This is a genomic window from Persicimonas caeni (assembly GCF_006517175.1).
Taxonomy (GTDB): domain Bacteria; phylum Myxococcota_A; class Bradymonadia; order Bradymonadales; family Bradymonadaceae; genus Persicimonas; species Persicimonas caeni.
In genome coordinates, this window is record NZ_CP041186.1 from 6,182,069 (window position 1) to 6,200,405 (window position 18,337).

Genomic DNA, 18,337 nt, shown 5'->3' on the forward strand with positions numbered 1-18,337 from the left:
TTTCGATGAGTTGTTACTCGTCGTGTACTGAGATGGCAAAGGGGGGCGATTGGTTTCGACGTTTACCGCGGTTGACGCCACCATCCCCGTTCAGATGTTATGTGCGCGCTGTTGTTGACTGGATTTTCTCTCCCGCTGTGCATCCATGACCCGTCGAAGTCGTATCATCGCAATTGTGCTCGGAGTGGCCGTGCTCGCGGTCGGCGTGGGCGTCTATTTCTGGCTCTCCGCCGCCGAGAAGGTCGACGTGGTGCGCGTCGAGCCGCGTGACGTCGTCGAGGTGGTCATCGCCAGTGGGCGGCTGCGCTCGCGGAGCCAGAGCGCGCTCGGCGTCGAGCGCGGCGGCGTCGTCGGGCAGGTGACCGTCGAGGAGGGCGTCCGGGTCGAGGAGGGCGAGCTTCTGGTCGCGCTTCGCTCCGAAGACCTGCAGAGCCGCGTCGCCCAGGCCGAAGCGCAACTCGCCGCGGCCAACCAATCGCTCACGCAGCTCCGTCAGGGGCCGACCGCCGCCGAGCGGAGCGCAGCGAGCGCCGAGATCGAGCGCGCCGAAGCCGCGGTCGAAAACGCGCAGGACGACTACAAGCGCGCCGAGAAGCTCGTGGCCGCCGGCGTCGAGACGGGGGCGAACCTCGACGCCGCGCGCACTCGCTTGGCCGAGGCGCGCGCCAACTTGAGAGCCGCCAAGGCGCGCCGTGAACAGCTCGACCCGCGCTCGACCCAGGTCGAGCAGGCCAGGGCGCGCGTCGACGAGGCGGGCGCCGCGCTCGAGGTCGCCCGCGCCGAGCTCGCCAAGGCGACGGTGCGCGCGCCTTTCTCGGGCCTTGTGCTCGACGTCGACGCCGAGCGCGGCCAGAGCGTCTCGCCGGGCCAGCCGCTGTTGACGTTGGCGTCCCTCGACGACGCCGAGTACCTGGTCGAGACCGACGAGGACAATATCGGCCAGCTGCAGGTCGGCCAGCCCGCCTACGTGTACTTTCCGTCCAAGCCCGACAAGACCTTCAACGCCGAGGTGCGCCAGATTGGCCCCGAGATCGACACCGATCGCGGCGTGGTCAGCGTGCACCTCGAGCCCACGAAGCTCCCCGACAACGCGTTTCCCGGGCTGACCGTCGACGTCAATATCGTCGTCGAGCGCCTCGAAGACGCGCCCGCGGTGCCGGTGACGAGCCTGCTTCGCGACGGTGACGAGACCTCGGTGCTGGTGGTCGACGGCACAAGCGTCGAGCAGAAAGCCGTCGACGTGCGCGCCAACGGGCGCGACTGGGCGGCCATCGAGGGCATCGAGCCGGGCACCTTGGTCGTCGAAAAGGCCACCTCGGTCGAGCCGGGCGCCAAGGTCGAGCCGCAGGTGCGCGACATTTCCTCGAGCAAAGGGGAGACGTCGAAATGATCGACCGGTTCTCGCTCAGCGTCGCGGTGCGCGGTCTGTTGGACTCGCGCCGGCTCACGCTTTTGACCGTGGCGGTCGTCGGCGTGAGCGTGGTGCTCGTGGTCTTTTTGACCTCGCTCATCAACGGCCTGCAGGTCAAACTCGTCGAGGACGTCACCGGCGCCATCGCGCACGTGACCGTCGAGCCCGAAGAGCGCCAGCCGGTCGCCGTGTGGGAGCGCGAGCCCGAAGGCGCCGACGGCAAGCTCTACCTGGGCGAGCGCACCGGCTACACCCGACAGAAGCGCAAGCTCGAGGACTGGAAGGTCTGGCTCGACCGCATCGAGGAGACCGCGGCGGGGTTGAAGGTCGTGACGCCGACGGTGCGCGACCAGGGCTTCGTGGTGCGCGGCCAAACCCGCCTGTCGGCGCGCATCCTCGGCGTGCGACCTCGCGAGTACAACGCCATCGTCGACATCGACGAGAGCCTCGTCGACGGGCGCTTCGCGCGCCTTCCCGCCGGCGAAGTCGCCCTGGGCGAGATGCTCGCCGGGGAGTTGAAGGTGGGCGTGGGCGACCGCGTGCAGGTGACCCCGCCGGGCGGAAAGACCGTGTCGATGCGCGTGGGCGGCCTCTACAGCACAGGCTTCGGCGGCCTCGACGGGGCGACGGTCTTCATGAACCTCGACGACGCCCAATCGCTCTTCGGGCTCGGCTCGGCGGTGAGCTCCATCGACCTCAAGCTCACCGACGTCTTCGCCGCCGACGAGGTCGCCGGCAAGCTGTCGAAGCAAGTGCCCTACGACGTCACGAGCTGGACCGAAGACAACGCCCAACTGCTCAGCGCGCTCGAAGCCCAGCGCGGCTCGAGCAACCTCATCGTCTTCTTCGCCGCGCTGGCCGCCGCCTTCGCGGTCGCAAGCATCCTGGTGGTCTTGGTGACCAACAAGCTTCGCGAGATCGGCATCTTGAAGGCCATCGGCGCCAGCCGCCGGCAGGTGCGCACCATCTTTGCTTTGCAGGGAACGCTGCTTTCGTTTTTGGGCTCCGTCGTCGGCGCCGCGCTCGGTGGCCTGCTCGTCCTCGGGCTGAGCACTCTCGAGCGCCCCAACGTCGCCGGGCCGCCCGAGCCCCTCTTCCCGTTCGACCTGACCCGGACGCTCGTGTTGAGCGCGATCGGCGTGGCCTCGCTCGTGGGCTTTCTGGCCTCGCTCATCCCCGCGCGACGCGCCGCCAAGGTCCAACCCATCGACGTCATTCGGGGGCTGTGATGACCGAAAACGCCACCAATCCCGACGCCAACGCCAGCCCCAACGCCAGCGAGGCGCCGGCGGTCGTCGAGCTGCGCGGCGTCGACAAGGTCTACGAGGACGGCGTCGCCGTCCAAGTCCTGTACGACATCGACCTGACGATTCGCCGCGGCGAATTCGTCGCGGTCGTCGGCCAGAGCGGCTCGGGCAAATCGACGCTGCTCAACCTCATCGGCCTGCTCGACACGGCCACCCGCGGCCAGGTGCTGCTCGACGGCCGCGACGTCTCCGAGCTCGACGAGGACGCCCGCTCGAGCCTGCGCCTCGACTACCTGGGCTTCATCTTCCAGCAACACTACCTGCTGCCCGAATTCGACGTCGTCGCCAACGCCCTGATGCCCCTGCGCATCCGCGGCCGCGACGCCGAGCGCGCCGCCCGCGACCGCGTGGTCGCCATGCTCGAGTCGGTCGGCCTGGGCGACCACCTGCACAAGCGCCCCAACCAACTCTCCGGCGGCCAACAACAACGCGTCGCCGTGGTGCGCGCGCTGGCCAACGAACCCAAGCTCGTCCTCGCCGACGAACCCACCGGCAGCCTCGACTCGGAGACGAGCGAACAAGTTTTGGGCCTCTTGCGCGACATCAACGCGCGCACCGGCACCGCCTTGATGATGGTCACCCACGACCTCGCCCAGGCCGAACGCGCCGAGCGCATCGTCGAGCTGCGCGACGGGCGCGTGCTGCGCGATGAGCTGACTTAGCGTGGAAGCGTGGAGGGCGCCGTCGTTTGGAGGCAGACCTTCCAGGTCTGGTGGCAGGAGCGTGCAGCCTCGCTCCCAGGGCAAGATGCCCTGCCTCCAAAGGCTTTCGCGACAGCCTCAACTTGGCCGCCGCGGCTCCTCGCGGAGAGTCAACGCCGTTCCAAAAAAAGCGCCCGCAGCGAGTTGGCTGCGGGCGCTTTGCTTGTTGGGGGGCGGGTCGACGCTTACGCCTCGACCGGCTCGTCGTCGTTGACGTCGACGAGCGGCTCGACGGGGTCGACTTGCGGGTCGTTGTCGGGGGCCTCGGCGCCGCTGGTACGGTTGATCGTCGGGCGCACGCGGTCGGCGAGTTCGTCTTCGCCGGCGAGGCGGTAGGCGCCTTCGAGCATCTGGGCGATGGCGCGGTAGGTGCGCTCCCAGCGCTCGAGCATCTCGTCGCGCTCGACGAGCAGGGCTTCGGCCTGGCGGTCTTCTTCGGCGAGGCCCACGAGGCGGGCGCTCAGGCGGTCGACCGACGGGGTGAGGTTGTCGGCCAGCGTGGACGTTGACACCTGCACGCCCATGACGTCGAGCGTCTCGTCGGCCTCGCGCAGCGCCTCGGCGGCGTTGCGGGCGTAGGCTTCGAGGCTGGTGCCGCTGCGCGGGGTGGCGCCGGAGAGGCCGAAGCGGGTGGCGTGGCTCGGGCCGGCCGAGTCGAGCAGCGAGCGGGTGCGGCCGACGTCGTCGCGCAGCATGTCGGTCGCCTCGTCGCGCTGGGTGCGTTGTTCGTCGTCGTCGGCGCGCTCGCGCGCCAGGGAGAGGGCGACGCCGAGCAGGTCTTCGGTGGTCTGGTGCATTTCGCCGCGGTGGCCCAAAAACCACTGGTTCCACTCGGCGGCGCTCATCGCCGAGCGCCCGTCGAGCTTGCGGCTGACGGGTTCGCCGTGGACGTCGAGCGACGCGACCACCCAGCGGCCCCACTTGACGCGATTTTCGATCGTTTTTCCGACATTGTTGCTCATGACACATCTCCTCGGACAGAAAGAATCACTGTTGAAATGCGTACCTCCGCCAACACAGACATGCCTGGCCGGCCGGTAGCTACGCGCAGAGTATTGCGCCCCGATACAACTCGTTTGGGGTGATTCGACGACTCTAGCAGACTCGAAACGTCGTCGGAAGGCTCGTCCGGGCGCATGGGGGGGCCCAAAAGGTCGGTGCAGCCGTTGCAGGCGTCGTTTCGCAGCTCAGAAGTCGTGCGCAGCCGTTGCAGACGGTATTTCGCAGCTCAGACGTCGCACGCGGCTGTTGCAGACAACATTTCGCAGCTCAAAAGTCGCGCGCGGCCGTTGCAGGCAGCATTTCGCAGCTCAAAAGTCGCGCGCGGCCGTTGCAGGCGGCCTTTCGCAGCCCAGAAGTTGCGCGCGAGTGTTTCGTGCTCGATTTGATGCGTCAGATCGTACGCGCGGCCGTTGCAAGCGCGTTTTGAGATTTCAAAACGTGGCTGCAAGCACTGCGCGCAAGTTTTGAGCGGGCGAATCGTATGTGCGTCGACTTCGCGGATGTTTTGAGTCGCCGAGTCGTCTGTGCATCGGCTGCGCGGGAGTTTTCCAGACGTGGAGCCGGTGCCGTCTGACCATCCAACACAAATGGCGGAGGCGCACAACCGGGTTGGGCCGCGCGGCGTCCTCGCCCGCCCTGGGGCGTCACCGCCCCAGCTTGTGTGTCCTCTGCAAGGCACACGCCTTGCTCGAACACGTGCGGGGCCCGAGACGGACCCCGGCGGCCGGGGACGACCGCGCCCCAACTTTGCTGCACGCACAACCGGGTCGGGGCGCGCGGCGTCCTCGTCCGCCCTGGGGCGTCACCGCCCCAGCTTGTGTGTCATCTGCAAGGCGCACGCCTTGCTCGAACACGTGCGGGGCCCGAGACGGACCCCGGCGGCCGGGGACGACCGCGCCCCAACTTTGCTGCACGCACAACCGGGTCGGGGCGCGCGGCGTCCTCGCCCGCCCTGGGGCGTCACCGCCCCAGCTTGCGTGTCATCTGCAAGGCGCACGCCTTGCTCGAACACGTGCGGGGCCCGAGACGGACCCCGGCGGCCGGGGTGTCAACGGACGGGCAAACTGATCGCGCTCAGTTCGGCCAAAGTGATCGCGATTTTCGGGCGGATGTCATGGGCGATTTCTCGTCGTTCTCCTCAAGGTGCTGGTTCGGCCAAAGTGATCGGGTTTAGGCCGTCTTGGCTCGGGCTTTCGACGGCGGGTTTCGATACGAGTGCCCGTCGAGCGTGACGACGTGGCAGTGGTGTAGCAGTCGGTCCATCGCCGAGCTGGCGAGCAGCGCGTCACCAAACATGGCGTACCACTCGTCGATGGCGCGGTTGGATGTGATCACGAGCGAGCCCTGCTCGTAGCGGCGGCGTATCAGCTCGTACAGGTCGACCGGCTCGTCCTGGGCCAGCGGACGCAGCCCAAGATCGTCGATGATCAGGAGGTCGACCGCGCACAGCTTGTACATCAGCTTGTCCCAGCTGCGGTCGGCGCGGGCTGCTCGAAGCTCGCTCAAAAGCTGATGTGCGGCGACATACCTGGTCTTGTAGCCGGCTCGACAGGCCCGGTGACCCAGCGCCTGGGCGATGTGCGACTTGCCCGTGCCGGCCGGGCCGACCAGGAGCACGTTTTCTTGGCGCTCGACAAAGCTTGTGGTGCCGAGCTCGATGATCCGCTCGCGTGGGATCTTGGGATTGAAGCTGAAATCGAAATCCTGAAGCGTTTTGTGGGCCTCGAAATCAGCCTGGCGAATCAAGCGCGTCAGCTTATTGGCATCGCGGCGCTCCACCTCGTCGTGGAGCAGTCGATAGACAAAGTCGACGTAGCCAAGCTTGTCGTCGACGGCCTGCTCGGCGCGAAGCTCCAGCGTATTGAGAAGCCCCGACAGCCGCAGGCGCTTGAGGATGGGGACCAGATCATCACGAGCGCTCATGGTAGACCTCCTCGGCCAGGGCCAGCTCCTCGAAATTTCGGGCAAAACGCGGGTGGGCGAGCTTGCCGTGCACGTAGACGGCCTGCGGGATGGCAGGCTCTAAGTCGATGCCCTCCACCAGAATCCGCTTGATGCCTTGATAGGTGTAGTTTCCGAAAGCGCGAGCCCTTCGGCAGGCGCCCTCGGCACGCTCGACGGGGAACTGCTCGAGGTACGACACGATCGCCTGGACTGCGCGCAGCTGATTGAAGACATCGTCGGCCCCGAAGACCTCCTCGACATATTCGCCGACGATCGGGCTCATCCGGTCAGCCTTGTCCTGCCACCACTGACGGCTTCGGTGGCGCAGATCGCGCCGCCCCTCAGGAAGGTGTGCCTCATGGGTGCTCTTTCTGGGACCGCTTCGCTTGTGCGAGGTGCACAGCTCGTCGTCATAGAAGATATCGACGCTTGCGCCTCGAGCTCGGATCCAGACGGTCTGGCCGATGAGCCGAAACGGCACCGAGTAGAGCCGGCGCTCGAATTCGACGTGGCTGTCGCGGTGGACCTTGGCCTTCTTCCAGACCACCGGCACAAAGGGCGTCGGCGGCAGTGCTTTAAGTGCTTCTGCCTCCTCAGCGTCGAAGTGCTCGCGGGGCACCCTGTGAGTGGTGCCGTGGACTCGCCGATTGGCAATCTGGTCGAGCCACAGGCTCAATTGCTCCTTGGCCTCGTCGAGCTTCTCGAGGGCGCGCGGCGCAAAGAAGTTTGATTTGACGTACTTGACCGCCGACTCGACTTTGCCCTTCTTTTCAGGGGCATACGGCGGGGTCGGGTCAATCATAAAGCCGTAGTGGCGAGCAAGCTCACGGTAGCTTCGGTTGAGCTCCGGTTTGTCCTTGAGCCCGAAATAGCAGCGCACAACCGCCGCTTTGAGATTGTCCGGCACCACCGTCTCGGGCACGCCGCCGAAGTACTCGAAGGCGTCGACGTGCAGGCGAAGCCAGGTGTCGACCTTTTGGTCGAAAACCAGGTCGACGTACATCAGACGGCTGAAGCCCAGGACCATCACGAAGGCATAAGCCTTTCTGACTTTGCCGCTCATCGGGTCGAAGAGTCGGCCGACATAGCCAAAGTCGACCTGGGCAATCTCTCCTGGCGCGGTCTCGACGCGAATGACCACATCTTGCGGACGTGGGCCTCTGTCGGCTTTGATGCGGGCGCACATGCGCTTGACGGCGGACAGGCTGCCGTCGAAATCGGCGTGCTCGAGCCGAAGCCTGTCCCAGATGGCTCGGGGTGAGCGCGTGCGCTCGTACATCTCTTCAATCTGTGCGCGCCACGGCTCGACCGTGGAGGTCTCCTGGGGCGGCGTGCTCGTCGGAAGGAGCTCTGCGACCGCCTGCTTGAGCTCGTCCAGTGGGATGATCTCGGAAGGCTCGCCTTTGAGCAATCCAGCCTCATCGAGCGCGTGGCGGTATTTGCGCTCGGTATTGGGACTCATCTTTAGAAGGCGGGCAATCTCGCGGCAGCCAACGCCCTCACGGTGCATCCGCACCAGGTCTTGTAATCGATGCATGTCGATCCTCTCATTGCTCATCGGGTCCTCCAGAGCAGGGGCTAAAGCCATCTGCTCTGCATTCTCCCAGTCTGAGCGTTTCAGGTCATCGACATCCGCCCGATTTTGCGATCACTTTGGCCGAACCAGGGCCGATCACTTTGGCCGAACCAGCCGTGGTCACTTTGGGCGAACCAGCTACGATCACTTACCCCGGTCTGTGACACCGGGGACGACCGCGCCCCAACTTTGCTGCACGCACAACCGGGTCGGGGCGCGCGGCGTCCTCGTCCGCCCTGGGGCGTCACCGCCCCAGCTTGCGTGTCATCTGCAAGGCACACGCCTTGCTCGAACACGTGCGGGGCCCGAGACGGACCCCGGCGGTCGAGACGACCGCGCCCCAATCTTGCTGCACGCACAACCGGGTCGGGGCGCGCGGCGTCCTCGCCCGCCCTGGGGCGTCACCGCCCCAGCTTGCGTGTCGTCTGCAAGGCGCACGCCTTGCTCGAACACATGCGGGGCCCGAGACGGACCCCGGCGGCCGGGGACGACCGCGCCCCAACTTTGCTGCACGCACAACCGGGTCGGGGCGCGCGGCGTCCTCGCCCGCCCTGGGGCGTCACCGCCCCAGCTTGCGTGTCATCTGCAAGGCACACGCCTTGCTCGAACACGTGCGGGGCCCGAGACGGACCCCGGCGGTGAGGTGTCAGGCACCGTGTTGTGCGGCCGTGATCGTCGTCGTGATCGTGATCGTGATCGGCCGTTTGTCTCGCCGCGAACGACAACCGCCGATCACGACGACGATCACGATCACGGAGTCGTCGACGCGGTGTCAGGCGCCGTGTTGTCGCGTGTCTGAGGCAAGGCGCACGCCTTGCCCGAACACGTGCGGGGCCCGAGACGGACCCCGGCGGCCGGGGACGACCGCGCCCCAACTTTGCTGCACGCACAACCGGGTCGGGGCGCGCGGCGTCCTCGTCCGCCCTGGGGCGTCTCTGCCCCAGCTTGTGTGTCCTCTGCAAGGCGCACGCCTTGCTCGAACACGTGCGGGGCCCGAGACGGACCCCGGCGGCCGGGGACGACCGCGCCCCAACTTTGCTGCACGCACAACCGGGTTGGGCCGCGCGGCGTCCTCGCCCGCCCTGGGGCGTCACCGCCCCAGCTTGCGTGTCATCTGCAAGGCACACGCCTTGCTCGAACACGTGCGGGGCCCGAGACGGACCCCGGCGGCCGGGGACGACCGCGCCCCAACTTTGCTGCACGCACAACCGGGTCGGGGCGCGCGGCGTCCTCGTCCGCCCTGGGGCGTCACCGCCCCAGCTTGTGTGTCATCTGCAAGGCGCACGCCTTGCTCGAACACGTGCGGGGCCCGAGACGGACCCCGGCGGTGAGGTGTCAGGCACCGTGTTGTGCGGCCGTGATCGTCGTCGTGATCGTGATCGTGATCGGCCGTTTGTCTCGCCGCGAACGACAACCGCCGATCACGACGACGATCACGATCACGGAGTCGTCGACGCGGTGTCAGGCGCCGTGTTGTCGCGTGTCTGAGGCAAGGCGCACGCCTTGCTCGAACACGTGCGGGGCCCGAGACGGACCCCGGCGGCCGGGGACGACCGCGCCCCAACTTTGCTGCACGCACAACCGGGTCGGGGCGCGCGGCGTCCTCGTCCGCCCTGGGGCGTCACCGCCCCAGCTTGCGTGTCATCTGCAAGGCACACGCCTTGCTCGAACACGTGCGGGGCCCGAGACGGACCCCGGCGGCCGGGGACGACCGCGCCCCAACCGTCAACGCGGCGCATCAACTAAGATGTGCAGGATGGTGAGCCGGTGCGGTGACCGTGACCGTGACCGTCGCCGTTCCCGTTCAACTCCCCGTGACTAATTTGTGAGCGTCTTGCGGGGGCATTGGGGCTAGCGAGCAAACGGGGAGGCGAGGGCCGTGGTCGAGGGGCGCAAACCAGTCATCAGAACCGAGGAGCTGACCAAGACGTATCGCATGGGCGAGGTCGACGTGCATGCGTTGCGCGGCGTCGATCTGCGGCTGTACGAGGGGGAGTTCACCGTCATTTTGGGGGCGTCGGGCAGCGGGAAGTCGACGCTGCTCAATATCATCGGGGGCCTGGACGTGCCTACGACCGGGCGGGTCTTCTACAGGCATCGCGACCTGACGCGCGCCGACCCCGACGAGCTGACCGAGTACCGGCGCTATCACGTCGGGTTCGTCTTCCAGTTCTACAACCTGATTCCGAGCCTGACCGCGCGTGAGAACGTCGCGCTGGTGACCGAGATCGCGCGCGACCCGTACTCGCCCGAGGAGACGCTCGAGCTCGTGGGGCTCGGCGAGCGCATGGACCATTTTCCGGCGCAGCTTTCGGGCGGTGAGCAGCAGCGCGTGGCGATCGCGCGGGCGGTGGCCAAGCGGCCCGACGTGTTGTTGTGTGACGAGCCGACTGGGGCGCTCGACTTTCGTACCGGGCGGGTGGTCATGCAGGTCATCGAGCGGGTCAACCGGGAGGTGGGCACGACCACCGCCGTGATCACCCACAACGCGCCCATTGCCCGGGTCGCCGACCGCGTGGTCACGCTGCGCGACGGGCAGGTCGAGAGCGACTCGCCCAACGCCCACCGCATGCCTGCCATGGAGCTCGAGTGGTGAAAGCGCTCAACCGCAAATTGCTGCGCGACTTGTCTCGGCTGCAGGGTCAGATCGTCACCGTCGCGCTGGTGGTGGCCGCGGGGTTGTCGAGCCTGGTGGGCATCTACAGCACGCTCAACTCCATCGAGGCGTCGAAGGACGCCTATTACGAGCGCAATCGCTTTGCCGATGTGTTCGTGCACGCCAAGAAGGCGCCCGAAGCGCTCGAGCCTCGCCTCGTGGATATCCCGGGGGTGCAGACGCTGGAGACGCGGGTGACCGAGGCGGCGCTGATCCCGCTCGAGGGGATGGTCGAGCCGGCGCGCGGCCAGGTCGTGTCGCTTCCGGCGGGGTCGGAGCCGGCGCTCAACAGCCTGCACCTGACGATGGGGAGGATGCTCCGGGCCGAGGCGCTCGACGAGGTGATCGTGCTCGACGCCTTCGTCGAGGCGCACGAGCTTCGCCCGGGCGATACGCTGCCGGTGGTCATGGGCGGCCGCCAGCGCGACCTGCGCATCGTGGGCTTGGCGATGTCGCCCGAGTTCGTCTTCTTTAGCGGCTCGGGCGAGATCGTGGCCGACCCGGAGCGAAACGCGGCGTTGTGGCTCAATCGCGAGGCCGTCGAGGCGGCCTACGGGCTGGACGGCTCGTTCAACGACGTGGTCGTCGGTCTGCAGCCGGGGGCGTCGGCCCAGCAGGTCATCACCGAGCTCGACCGCCTGCTCGAGCCGTACGGGGGCCTGGGCGCGGTGCCGCGAAAGCGCCAGGCGTCGCACGCGGTGGTCACCCAGGAGATCTCGCAGCTTCGGTCGCTGGGCGCGGCCTTGCCGCTGGCGTTTTTGGCGGTGGCGGCCTTTTTGCTCAACGTCGTCTTGTCGCGGCTGGTCCAGTTGCAGCGCGGCGAGATCGCCACGCTCAAGGCGGTGGGCTACGGCGACCGGCAGATCGCGGCGCATTTCTTCGGCTTCGTGCTCGTCATCGTGGCCATCGGGGCGGTGCTCGGGCTCATCTTCGGGGCCTGGCTGGGCGACTATATGACCGGCCAATACGCCGACTATTTCCGGTTTCCGGGCTTCGAGTTTCGGGTCGACTTCAAGCTCGTGGTGCTGGGCGTGGCCGTCGCGCTGGTGGTGGGCGTGGGCGGGGCGTTCGGCACGCTGTACCGGGTGATGCGGCTGCCGCCGGCCGAGGCGATGCGCCCGCCGGCGCCGGAGGTCTACCGGGCGACGCTGCTCGAGCGGCTGGGGCTGTCGCGGTGGCTGTCGGCGTCGACGCGCATGATCGTGCGCGACCTGGAGCGCCACCCGTTTCGGTTTTTGGTGTCGTGGTTCGGCCTGGCCGTGGCGGTCTCGTTGCTCGTCTTCGGGCGCTTTGGCTGGGACGGCCTCGAGCGAATCATCGAGCTGCAGTTCACCCTCGGGCAGCGCGAGGATATCGCCGTGTCGTTCACCTCGCCGCTGTCGGAGCGCGCCGAGCGCTCGCTCGAGAGCCTGCCCGGCGTGCTCGAGGTGGAGGCGCATCGGCAGGTGCCGGTGCGTTGGGTCGCCGGGCATCGCTACCGCGACAGCGTGCTCGTGGGCTACCCGGAGTACAACGAGCTTCGCCGGCCGATCGCCGAGGGGGCGACGATCATCCGGCCGCCCGAGCAGGGCGTGCTCATCAGCCGGCAGCTCGGCGAGATCCTGGGCGTGGAGGCGGGCGACACGGTGGTCGTCGAGGTGCGCGAGGGCGACCGCGAGCGCTTCGAGGTGAAAGTGATGGGCCTGGCCGACGACACCTTCGGGCTGTTCGGCTACATGCAGCGCGAGGCGCTCGACGCCAAATTGCAGGACGCCGGCGCGATCACGAGCGCGTATCTGCGCGTCGACCCGCGCTATATGGACGAGGTGTTCCGGCGCCTCGAGGATATGCCCGCGGTCGAGTCGGCCCAGCGAAGCAGCCGGATTTTGGAGACCTTTCGCGAGCAGATCGACGAGTCGGTCTCCTTCCAGACGCTCGTCATCGTGATCATCGCGTCGGTGATCGTCATCGGGGTCGTCTACAACAACACGCGCGTGGCGCTGTCGATGCGCGGCCGCGAGCTCGCCAGCCTGCGGGTGCTGGGCTTCACTCGGCGCGAAGTCGCTTACATTTTGCTCGCCGAGCAGGCCATCCAGGTGGTCTTGGCGCTGCCGGTGGGGTTCGTGCTCGGCGCGTGGTTCGCCGAGCTTTTGGTGGCGACGATGGACCAGGAGAATTTTCGGTTCCCGATGTACATCTCGCCGCGGACATTCGCGTTTACGACGGTGGTCACCCTCGTCTCGGCGCTGTTCAGCGGCTACCTGGTGCGTCGCAAGCTCGATCGAATGGACTTGACCGAAGTGCTCAAAGAGCGGGAGTGAGACGATGTCCCTGGGCATGAACGTGTGGGCCAAACGCATCTTGTGGGGGCTTGTGGGGCTGGTCGTGCTCGGCGCGATCGTGTGGGCGTTTTTGCCCGGCGCGGTGCTCGTCGACGTGGGGCGAGTCGACCGCGACGTACTGCAGGTGACCGTGAGCGAGGACGGGCAGACGCGTGTGATCGACCGGTACACGGTCACCGCGCCGTTGACCGGTCAGTTGGAGCGCATCGAGCTCGACGAGGGCGACGCGGTCCGACGCGAACAGACGCTCGCGCGGATTGCCCCGGTCGCCCCGCCTCTGTTGGACGTGCGCACTCGCGCGGAGGCCGAGGCGAGGGTGGCGGCCGCGGAGGCGGCGGTGAGCCAGGCGCAGGCGGCGGCTGCGCGGGCTCGGGACGCCTACGAGTTTTCGCGCGCCGAGGCGCGGCGTCAGGAGAAGCTGTTGGAGTCGGGCGTCGTCACCGGCCAGGTCGTCGACGAGGCCCGGCTCGCCGAGAAGACCGCCGCGGCCGACATGAAGTCGGCGCGCTTTTCGGTCGCCGTGGCCAGAAACGAACTCGAGCTCGCCCGCACGGCGTTGCGCACGCTGACTGGTGAGGAGGAAGGCGAAGGGGAGGTCATGGAGGTCGAATCCCCGGTCGACGCGGAGGTGTTGAAGGTCGTCCAAGAGAGCGAGGGCGTCGTGCAGATGGGCGCGCCGCTCGTCGAGCTGGGCGACCTGGGCTCGCTCGAAGTCATCGTCGACGTGCTCACCACCGACGCGGTCGCCGTCGAGCCGGGCGACCCGGTGCGCCTGGTGCGTTGGGGCGGCGAGCAGGCGCTCGAGGGCCGGGTCAAACGCGTCGACCCGTCGGCGTTTACGAAGATTTCGTCGCTGGGCGTCGAGGAGCAGCGCGTCGACGTCGTCGTCGCGTTGACCGACCCGCGCGCCCGGCAGGTCGACCTGGGCGACGGCTTTCGTGTCGAGGCCGACATCATCACCTGGCAAGGATCGAACGTCTTGCAGGTCGACTCGAGCGCGGTCTTTCGTGCCGGCGCAGGCTGGGCGGTCTACCGCATCGTCGACGGCGAGGCTCAGCTCACCCCCGTGGAGGTCGGCCGGCGCACCGAGCGCAAGGTGCAAGTGCTCGATGGGCTCGGCGCCGGCGACGAGGTGGTGTTGTATCCGACCGATGCGGTAGGCGACGGGGTCGACGTGGAGGTGCGCGGGCAGTGAGTTGCAACGCCGCCGCTCGCTCCTACCATTGTCGACCCTGACGATGCGAAAAAACGACCCGCGACGAGGAGGCGACGATGACGTCTGCAGACGAGAGCAGCGCCCAACAGCCCTACGAACTCATCTACTGGCCATCGATCCAAGGTCGCGGGGAGTTCGTGCGCCTGGTTCTGGAGGAGGGCGGGATTCCCTACGAGGACGTCGCGCGCCAGCCGGAAGAGGAGGGCGGCGGGATGAACGCGATTCAAGAGATTCTCGGTGATATCGGCCAGACGCCAGGGTTTGCCGTGCCGATGCTTCGCGCCGGGGACCTGGTGATCAGCCAGACGGCCAATATTTGCCTCTTTTTGGCGACGCGTCACGGGTTAGTGCCCGACGACGAGGCGTCGCGCTGGCACGCAAATCAGTTGCAGTTGACGGTCATGGATTTTGTGACCGAAGCTCACGATACCCACCATCCGATCTCGGTCGCCGACTACTACGAGGACCAGAAGGAGGCCGCCAAGAGGCGCGCAAAGGCCTTCATCGAGCTACGCATGCCCAAGTTCTTGGGCTACTTCGAACGGGCCATCGACGCCGGCGCGCGGGCCGGTTGGCTCGTCGGCGAGCAGCGAAGCTATGTGGACTTGTCCCTGTTCCAGGTGGTCCGTGGACTCGAATATGCCTTTCCCAACGCCACCGCCCGTTGTCTCGAGGAGGCTCCCAATGTTGCAGCGCTTGCCGACCGAGTCGAGGCGCGCCCCAACGTCGCCGCCTACCTGAACTCCGAGCGGCGCATTCCCTTCAACGAAGACGGCATCTTTCGACACTACTCCGAACTCGATCCATAAAATTCGCCTTCAGTCTCCAAAGTGTGGCATCGAGTTTGTTGCATCGATGTCACAAAAGTTTCGGTTTTCGCTTGAGAAAGTTTCGGTTTTCACGACGAATGTGCTTGAAGGAATTCGTGCTGTTCCGTAAAGTGCACAGGTGGAAAACTGAATGGCCTGACTGGAGACTTATATGTTCGAAATGCCGGATTGGACGAAGCTCGCCCCTTCTCGGGTAGCGGGATTAGCCGTGGCGGTGGTCGCCACCGTAGGCGCCACCCTCGCGTATGCCCCCGACGCCGAAGCTTGCAGTTCGACGCCGCCGCCGCCCGATTGCGGTGTGTCGTTGACTTGTTCGTTGCAGATGGCCGAGACGATGACGGCCGACGACGACCCTTCGGGCCAGATGCCCGCGCTTCTGTTTTTGACGGTGACCGGCAACGACCCGCGCTGTCCCAATATGGGGCGCGTGGAGGTCAACGTCGACGGTGAGTGTACCGGTTCGACGGCCGACACCGCCGGGCAGCCGGTGCCAGGCGGCGGCGGTGCGCTGACGACGACGATCGCGCAGGGCCGGCTCAATCAGGTCAATATCCCCATCAGCTTCCAGCAGGGCGTGGCTCGCATGTGTCAGATGAGCGGCACGGCGACGGTGACGCTGTCGAGTGGCCAGACGGCCACGGCACAGTGCGCGCCGCAGCGAGCCTGCTTGGTGCCGGCATCGGGAGCCGAGACGCCGGCCGTCCAGATGCGCCTGGTCGACTCGAGCGCGGTCACCGCCGCGGGTCCCGGCCAGCCCTCCGAGACGCTCTACGAGATCGTCAACAACACCAACTCGACCTTCTTCGGCGAGTTGAACGTCAAGATGGATAACGCCAACGGCATCCCCGATGCAGGCGATCTTCCGGCGCCCAACCCCGATCCGTCGGCGGTGTGCACCGAGAGTCTGGATCCGCCCGAAGAGCCGGCCGACTGTAGTGAAGAGCCGGTCGACGAGGTCTGCGGTTGCGACGGCCTGTCGTACGCCAACGAGTGCGTACTGGCGAACGCCGGCGTCCAGAAGCTCGACGACGGCAAGTGCAAGAAGCCGTACGCCGCCGCGTCGACCTTCTCGGTCTCCGACCCCAACGGCGGCGACGTCTTCCCGCTGGCTATCGAGATGGAAGGCGAGTCTGTCGATCGCTGCATCCCGCTGCCGGCCAACCCGGCGCTGTACACCGATTCGTCGGCCAACAAGAGCATCCGCAACCTGGGCCCGGGCGAGTCGGTTCGGTTCCGCGTGATTTCGCGTAACTGGCACCTGTGCCGCGACGGCAGTTGCTCGCAGGCCACCGCCAAGCTCTCCGGTTCGCTGGCCGACGGCACGATCATCAACTCGTGCGCCGGCAACAGCGTCGTGGTCGACTCGACGCTGGCGGTCAACACCGACCAGTGCAGCGACGGCAGCGAGACCACCCCGCCGATCACCCCGTATATCCCGGACGACTCCGACGGTGACGGCATCGACGACGATACCGAAATCGACAACGGCACCGATCCGAACAACTCGGACAGCGACGGTGACGGCCTGACCGACGATGAAGAGGCCTTCGAGGGCACCGACCCGAACAACGCCGACACCGACGGCGACGGGCTGAGCGATTACGACGAAGTCCACGTCCACCACACCGACCCGAACAACGCTGACACCGACGGCGACGGCCTGACCGACGGTGAAGAGGTCAACCGTTACGACACGCATCCGCGCCTTCCCGACACCGACGGAGACGGGCTGAGCGACTACGACGAGGTGCACAATCACGGCACCGACCCGAACCAGCAGGACACCGACGGAGACAGGCTGACCGACGCTGAAGAGATCAGCTTGGGTACCGACCCGCTCAACGACGACACCGACGGCGACGGCGAGGTCGACGGCATCGAGCACCGCAACGGAACCGACCCGCTGGCACCCGACTCGGTGGGCAACCTTCCGGACTCGGACGGAGACGGGCTGACCGACGCCGAAGAGGCGGCGCTGGGCACCGACCCGAACAACGCCGACAGCGACGGCGACGGCCTGTCGGACGGCTTCGAGGTCAACGTCTACGGCACCGACCCGAACAACACCGACACCGACGGCGACGGGCTGACCGACTACGAAGAAGTGCACACCCACGGCACCGACCCGACCACGAAGGACACCGACGGTGATGGGCTGAGCGACTACGACGAAGTCAACACGCACGGCACCGACCCGCGTCTGTCGGACACCGACGGCGACGGGCTGAGCGACGGCGACGAAGTCAACGTGCACGGCAGCGACCCGACCGACGCCGACACCGACGGTGGTGGCGCAGGCGACGGCGAAGAAGTCAGCCACGGCTTCGACCCGACCGACCCGAGCGACGACGCCTACTTCGCCGGCTCGCTCAACGGCCGCGCAGGCATCGTGCTGACCGGCTCGGACGCCGACCGCTCCACGGTCCTGCTGCTGGAGAACACCGGCTTCAACCGCACCGTCGGCCGCATCACCGCGACCGCCAAGAACCTGTCGCCCAAGGTCGGCCGTATCGAGTCGACCGTCGACGTGACCGACCAGAGCTGGACGGCCGGCGACACCGTGGAGGTGACCGCCTCGTTCGCCACCTTCCTGGACAAGGACAGCAGCCCCTACGACATCGAGCGGCTGCAGATGGGTCCCAAGGCGATGGCCGCCAACCACGACGGCACCCACTTCCTGGGCATGGGCGAAATCTGGTTGTCCTCGAGCCCCTACACCGTCTTCGACGTGATGTATCAGGGCAGCGTGTGGCTGGTGAACCCGAACACGGGCCGCTTCGAGCGTCAGAAGATCGATAACTTCTCGTTCGCGCCCAACGGCAACAAGCTCGACATCACCTACAGCTTCAAGGCGCCGAACTTCGAGGTCGAGCGTGTCTACCTGATGCACGACGTCAACGGCTACGAGCGCCACGCCGTCGAGGAAGCCTGCGATGACGGCTTCGACGGCGACAACGACGGCACCGTCGACTGTGACGACCTCGACTGCGCCGCCAAGCCCATCTGCGACACCCCCGGTGGTGACGACACGGGCAACGGCTCCGAGGACGCCGGCACCGACGAAGATACCGGCACGGGCTCGGATACCGGCAACGGCTCGGCCGACGCCGGTAATGGCTCGGACATCGGCAGCGGTTCGGATATCGGCACCGGCGCCGGCGATGTGGGCTCGCGCTATCAGGGCTCCATCAAGAACCACAGCAGCTGCGCGTGCCGCTCGGTCGACTCGACACCGTCGAGCAGCCTGGCGTACCTTGTGGCTGCGGTGATGGGCCTCGCTATGGTGGCGCTGCGTCGCCGCCGCGAGACCGAAGCCAAGACGGTGCGCGTGCGCATCGACGACTGAGCAACGACAACCATCGAGGCGAGGCGA

Annotated in this window: 11 protein-coding genes; 8 read left to right on the plus strand and 3 right to left on the minus strand. The window is 67.0% G+C overall.

Going from position 1 to position 18,337, the window contains the following annotated elements; translation table 11 throughout:
- The first annotated feature begins 145 nt into the window (after positions 1-145).
- The 3 genes from FIV42_RS22915 to FIV42_RS22925 are packed head-to-tail and all read left to right on the plus strand — an operon-like array spanning position 146 to position 3,380.
- Entirely contained in the window at positions 146-1,390 is a 1,245-nt protein-coding gene (locus tag FIV42_RS22915) for an efflux RND transporter periplasmic adaptor subunit (protein WP_141199947.1), read from the plus strand.
- Positions 1,387-2,640 (plus strand): ABC transporter permease, encoded by a 1,254-nt coding sequence (locus tag FIV42_RS22920; RefSeq protein WP_141199948.1) that lies wholly within the window; start codon positions 1,387-1,389, stop codon positions 2,638-2,640. The genes FIV42_RS22915 and FIV42_RS22920 overlap by 4 nt, the downstream gene beginning before the upstream one ends.
- On the plus strand, positions 2,640-3,380 hold the full coding sequence (locus FIV42_RS22925; RefSeq protein WP_141199949.1) for an ABC transporter ATP-binding protein: 741 nt from the start codon (positions 2,640-2,642) through the stop codon (positions 3,378-3,380). The genes FIV42_RS22920 and FIV42_RS22925 overlap by 1 nt, the downstream gene beginning before the upstream one ends.
- Positions 3,381-3,604: 224 nt before the next feature.
- On the opposite strand, the gene FIV42_RS22930 is transcribed toward FIV42_RS22925, so the two are convergent.
- The 3 genes from FIV42_RS22930 to istA all read right to left on the minus strand — a co-directional run bounded on the left by FIV42_RS22930 (position 3,605) and on the right by istA (position 7,902).
- On the minus strand, positions 3,605-4,381 hold the full coding sequence (locus tag FIV42_RS22930; RefSeq protein WP_141199950.1) for a hypothetical protein: 777 nt from the start codon (positions 4,379-4,381) through the stop codon (positions 3,605-3,607).
- Positions 4,382-5,591: 1,210 nt separating this feature from the next.
- A complete protein-coding gene (istB, locus tag FIV42_RS22935; protein WP_141195814.1) occupies positions 5,592-6,344 on the minus strand; it encodes an IS21-like element helper ATPase IstB in 753 nt (250 codons plus the stop codon).
- Positions 6,331-7,902, minus strand: a complete 1,572-nt coding sequence (gene istA / locus FIV42_RS22940; RefSeq protein ID WP_168210300.1) for an IS21 family transposase — start codon at positions 7,900-7,902, stop codon at positions 6,331-6,333. Before istA ends, istB begins: the two co-directional genes overlap by 14 nt.
- Before the next feature lie 1,975 nt (positions 7,903-9,877).
- Between istA and FIV42_RS22945 the strand changes: the two genes are divergently transcribed.
- From FIV42_RS22945 to FIV42_RS30330, 5 genes are all read left to right on the plus strand, one after another.
- A complete protein-coding gene (locus tag FIV42_RS22945) occupies positions 9,878-10,537 on the plus strand; it encodes an ABC transporter ATP-binding protein (protein WP_141201385.1) in 660 nt (219 codons plus the stop codon).
- Complete coding sequence (locus FIV42_RS22950) at positions 10,534-12,897, plus strand: ABC transporter permease (RefSeq protein ID WP_141199951.1); 2,364 nt, start codon at positions 10,534-10,536, stop codon at positions 12,895-12,897. Before FIV42_RS22945 ends, FIV42_RS22950 begins: the two co-directional genes overlap by 4 nt.
- A gap of 4 nt (positions 12,898-12,901) precedes the next feature.
- Positions 12,902-14,113 carry an efflux RND transporter periplasmic adaptor subunit gene (locus tag FIV42_RS22955; protein ID WP_141199952.1) on the plus strand — a complete coding sequence of 404 codons (1,212 nt, stop codon included), beginning with the start codon at positions 12,902-12,904 and terminating at the stop codon, positions 14,111-14,113.
- Positions 14,114-14,190: 77 nt separating this feature from the next.
- The gene (locus FIV42_RS22960; protein ID WP_141199953.1) at positions 14,191-14,943 is read left to right on the plus strand and encodes a glutathione S-transferase; all 753 of its coding nucleotides are present in this window, start codon (positions 14,191-14,193) and stop codon (positions 14,941-14,943) included.
- A gap of 172 nt (positions 14,944-15,115) precedes the next feature.
- Positions 15,116-18,310: an MYXO-CTERM sorting domain-containing protein gene (locus FIV42_RS30330; protein ID WP_168210874.1), complete on the plus strand. Its 3,195-nt coding sequence runs from the start codon at positions 15,116-15,118 to the stop codon at positions 18,308-18,310.
- Positions 18,311-18,337 lie beyond the last annotated feature (27 nt).

Bases quoted from the DNA above. Each gene is read 5' to 3' on its own strand.
- FIV42_RS30330 (WP_168210874.1), top strand. From the start codon at position 15,116: ATGTTCGAAATGCCGGATTGGACGAAGCTCGCCCCTTCTCGGGTAGCG.
- FIV42_RS22945 (WP_141201385.1), top strand. From the start codon at position 9,878: ATGGGCGAGGTCGACGTGCATGCGTTGCGCGGCGTCGATCTGCGGCTG.
- FIV42_RS22955 (WP_141199952.1), top strand. From the start codon at position 12,902: ATGTCCCTGGGCATGAACGTGTGGGCCAAACGCATCTTGTGGGGGCTT.
- istB (WP_141195814.1), bottom strand. From the start codon at position 6,344: ATGAGCGCTCGTGATGATCTGGTCCCCATCCTCAAGCGCCTGCGGCTG.
- FIV42_RS22915 (WP_141199947.1), top strand. From the start codon at position 146: ATGACCCGTCGAAGTCGTATCATCGCAATTGTGCTCGGAGTGGCCGTG.
- FIV42_RS22920 (WP_141199948.1), top strand. From the start codon at position 1,387: ATGATCGACCGGTTCTCGCTCAGCGTCGCGGTGCGCGGTCTGTTGGAC.
- FIV42_RS22925 (WP_141199949.1), top strand. From the start codon at position 2,640: ATGACCGAAAACGCCACCAATCCCGACGCCAACGCCAGCCCCAACGCC.
- FIV42_RS22930 (WP_141199950.1), bottom strand. From the start codon at position 4,381: ATGAGCAACAATGTCGGAAAAACGATCGAAAATCGCGTCAAGTGGGGC.
- FIV42_RS22960 (WP_141199953.1), top strand. From the start codon at position 14,191: ATGACGTCTGCAGACGAGAGCAGCGCCCAACAGCCCTACGAACTCATC.
- istA (WP_168210300.1), bottom strand. From the start codon at position 7,902: ATGCATCGATTACAAGACCTGGTGCGGATGCACCGTGAGGGCGTTGGC.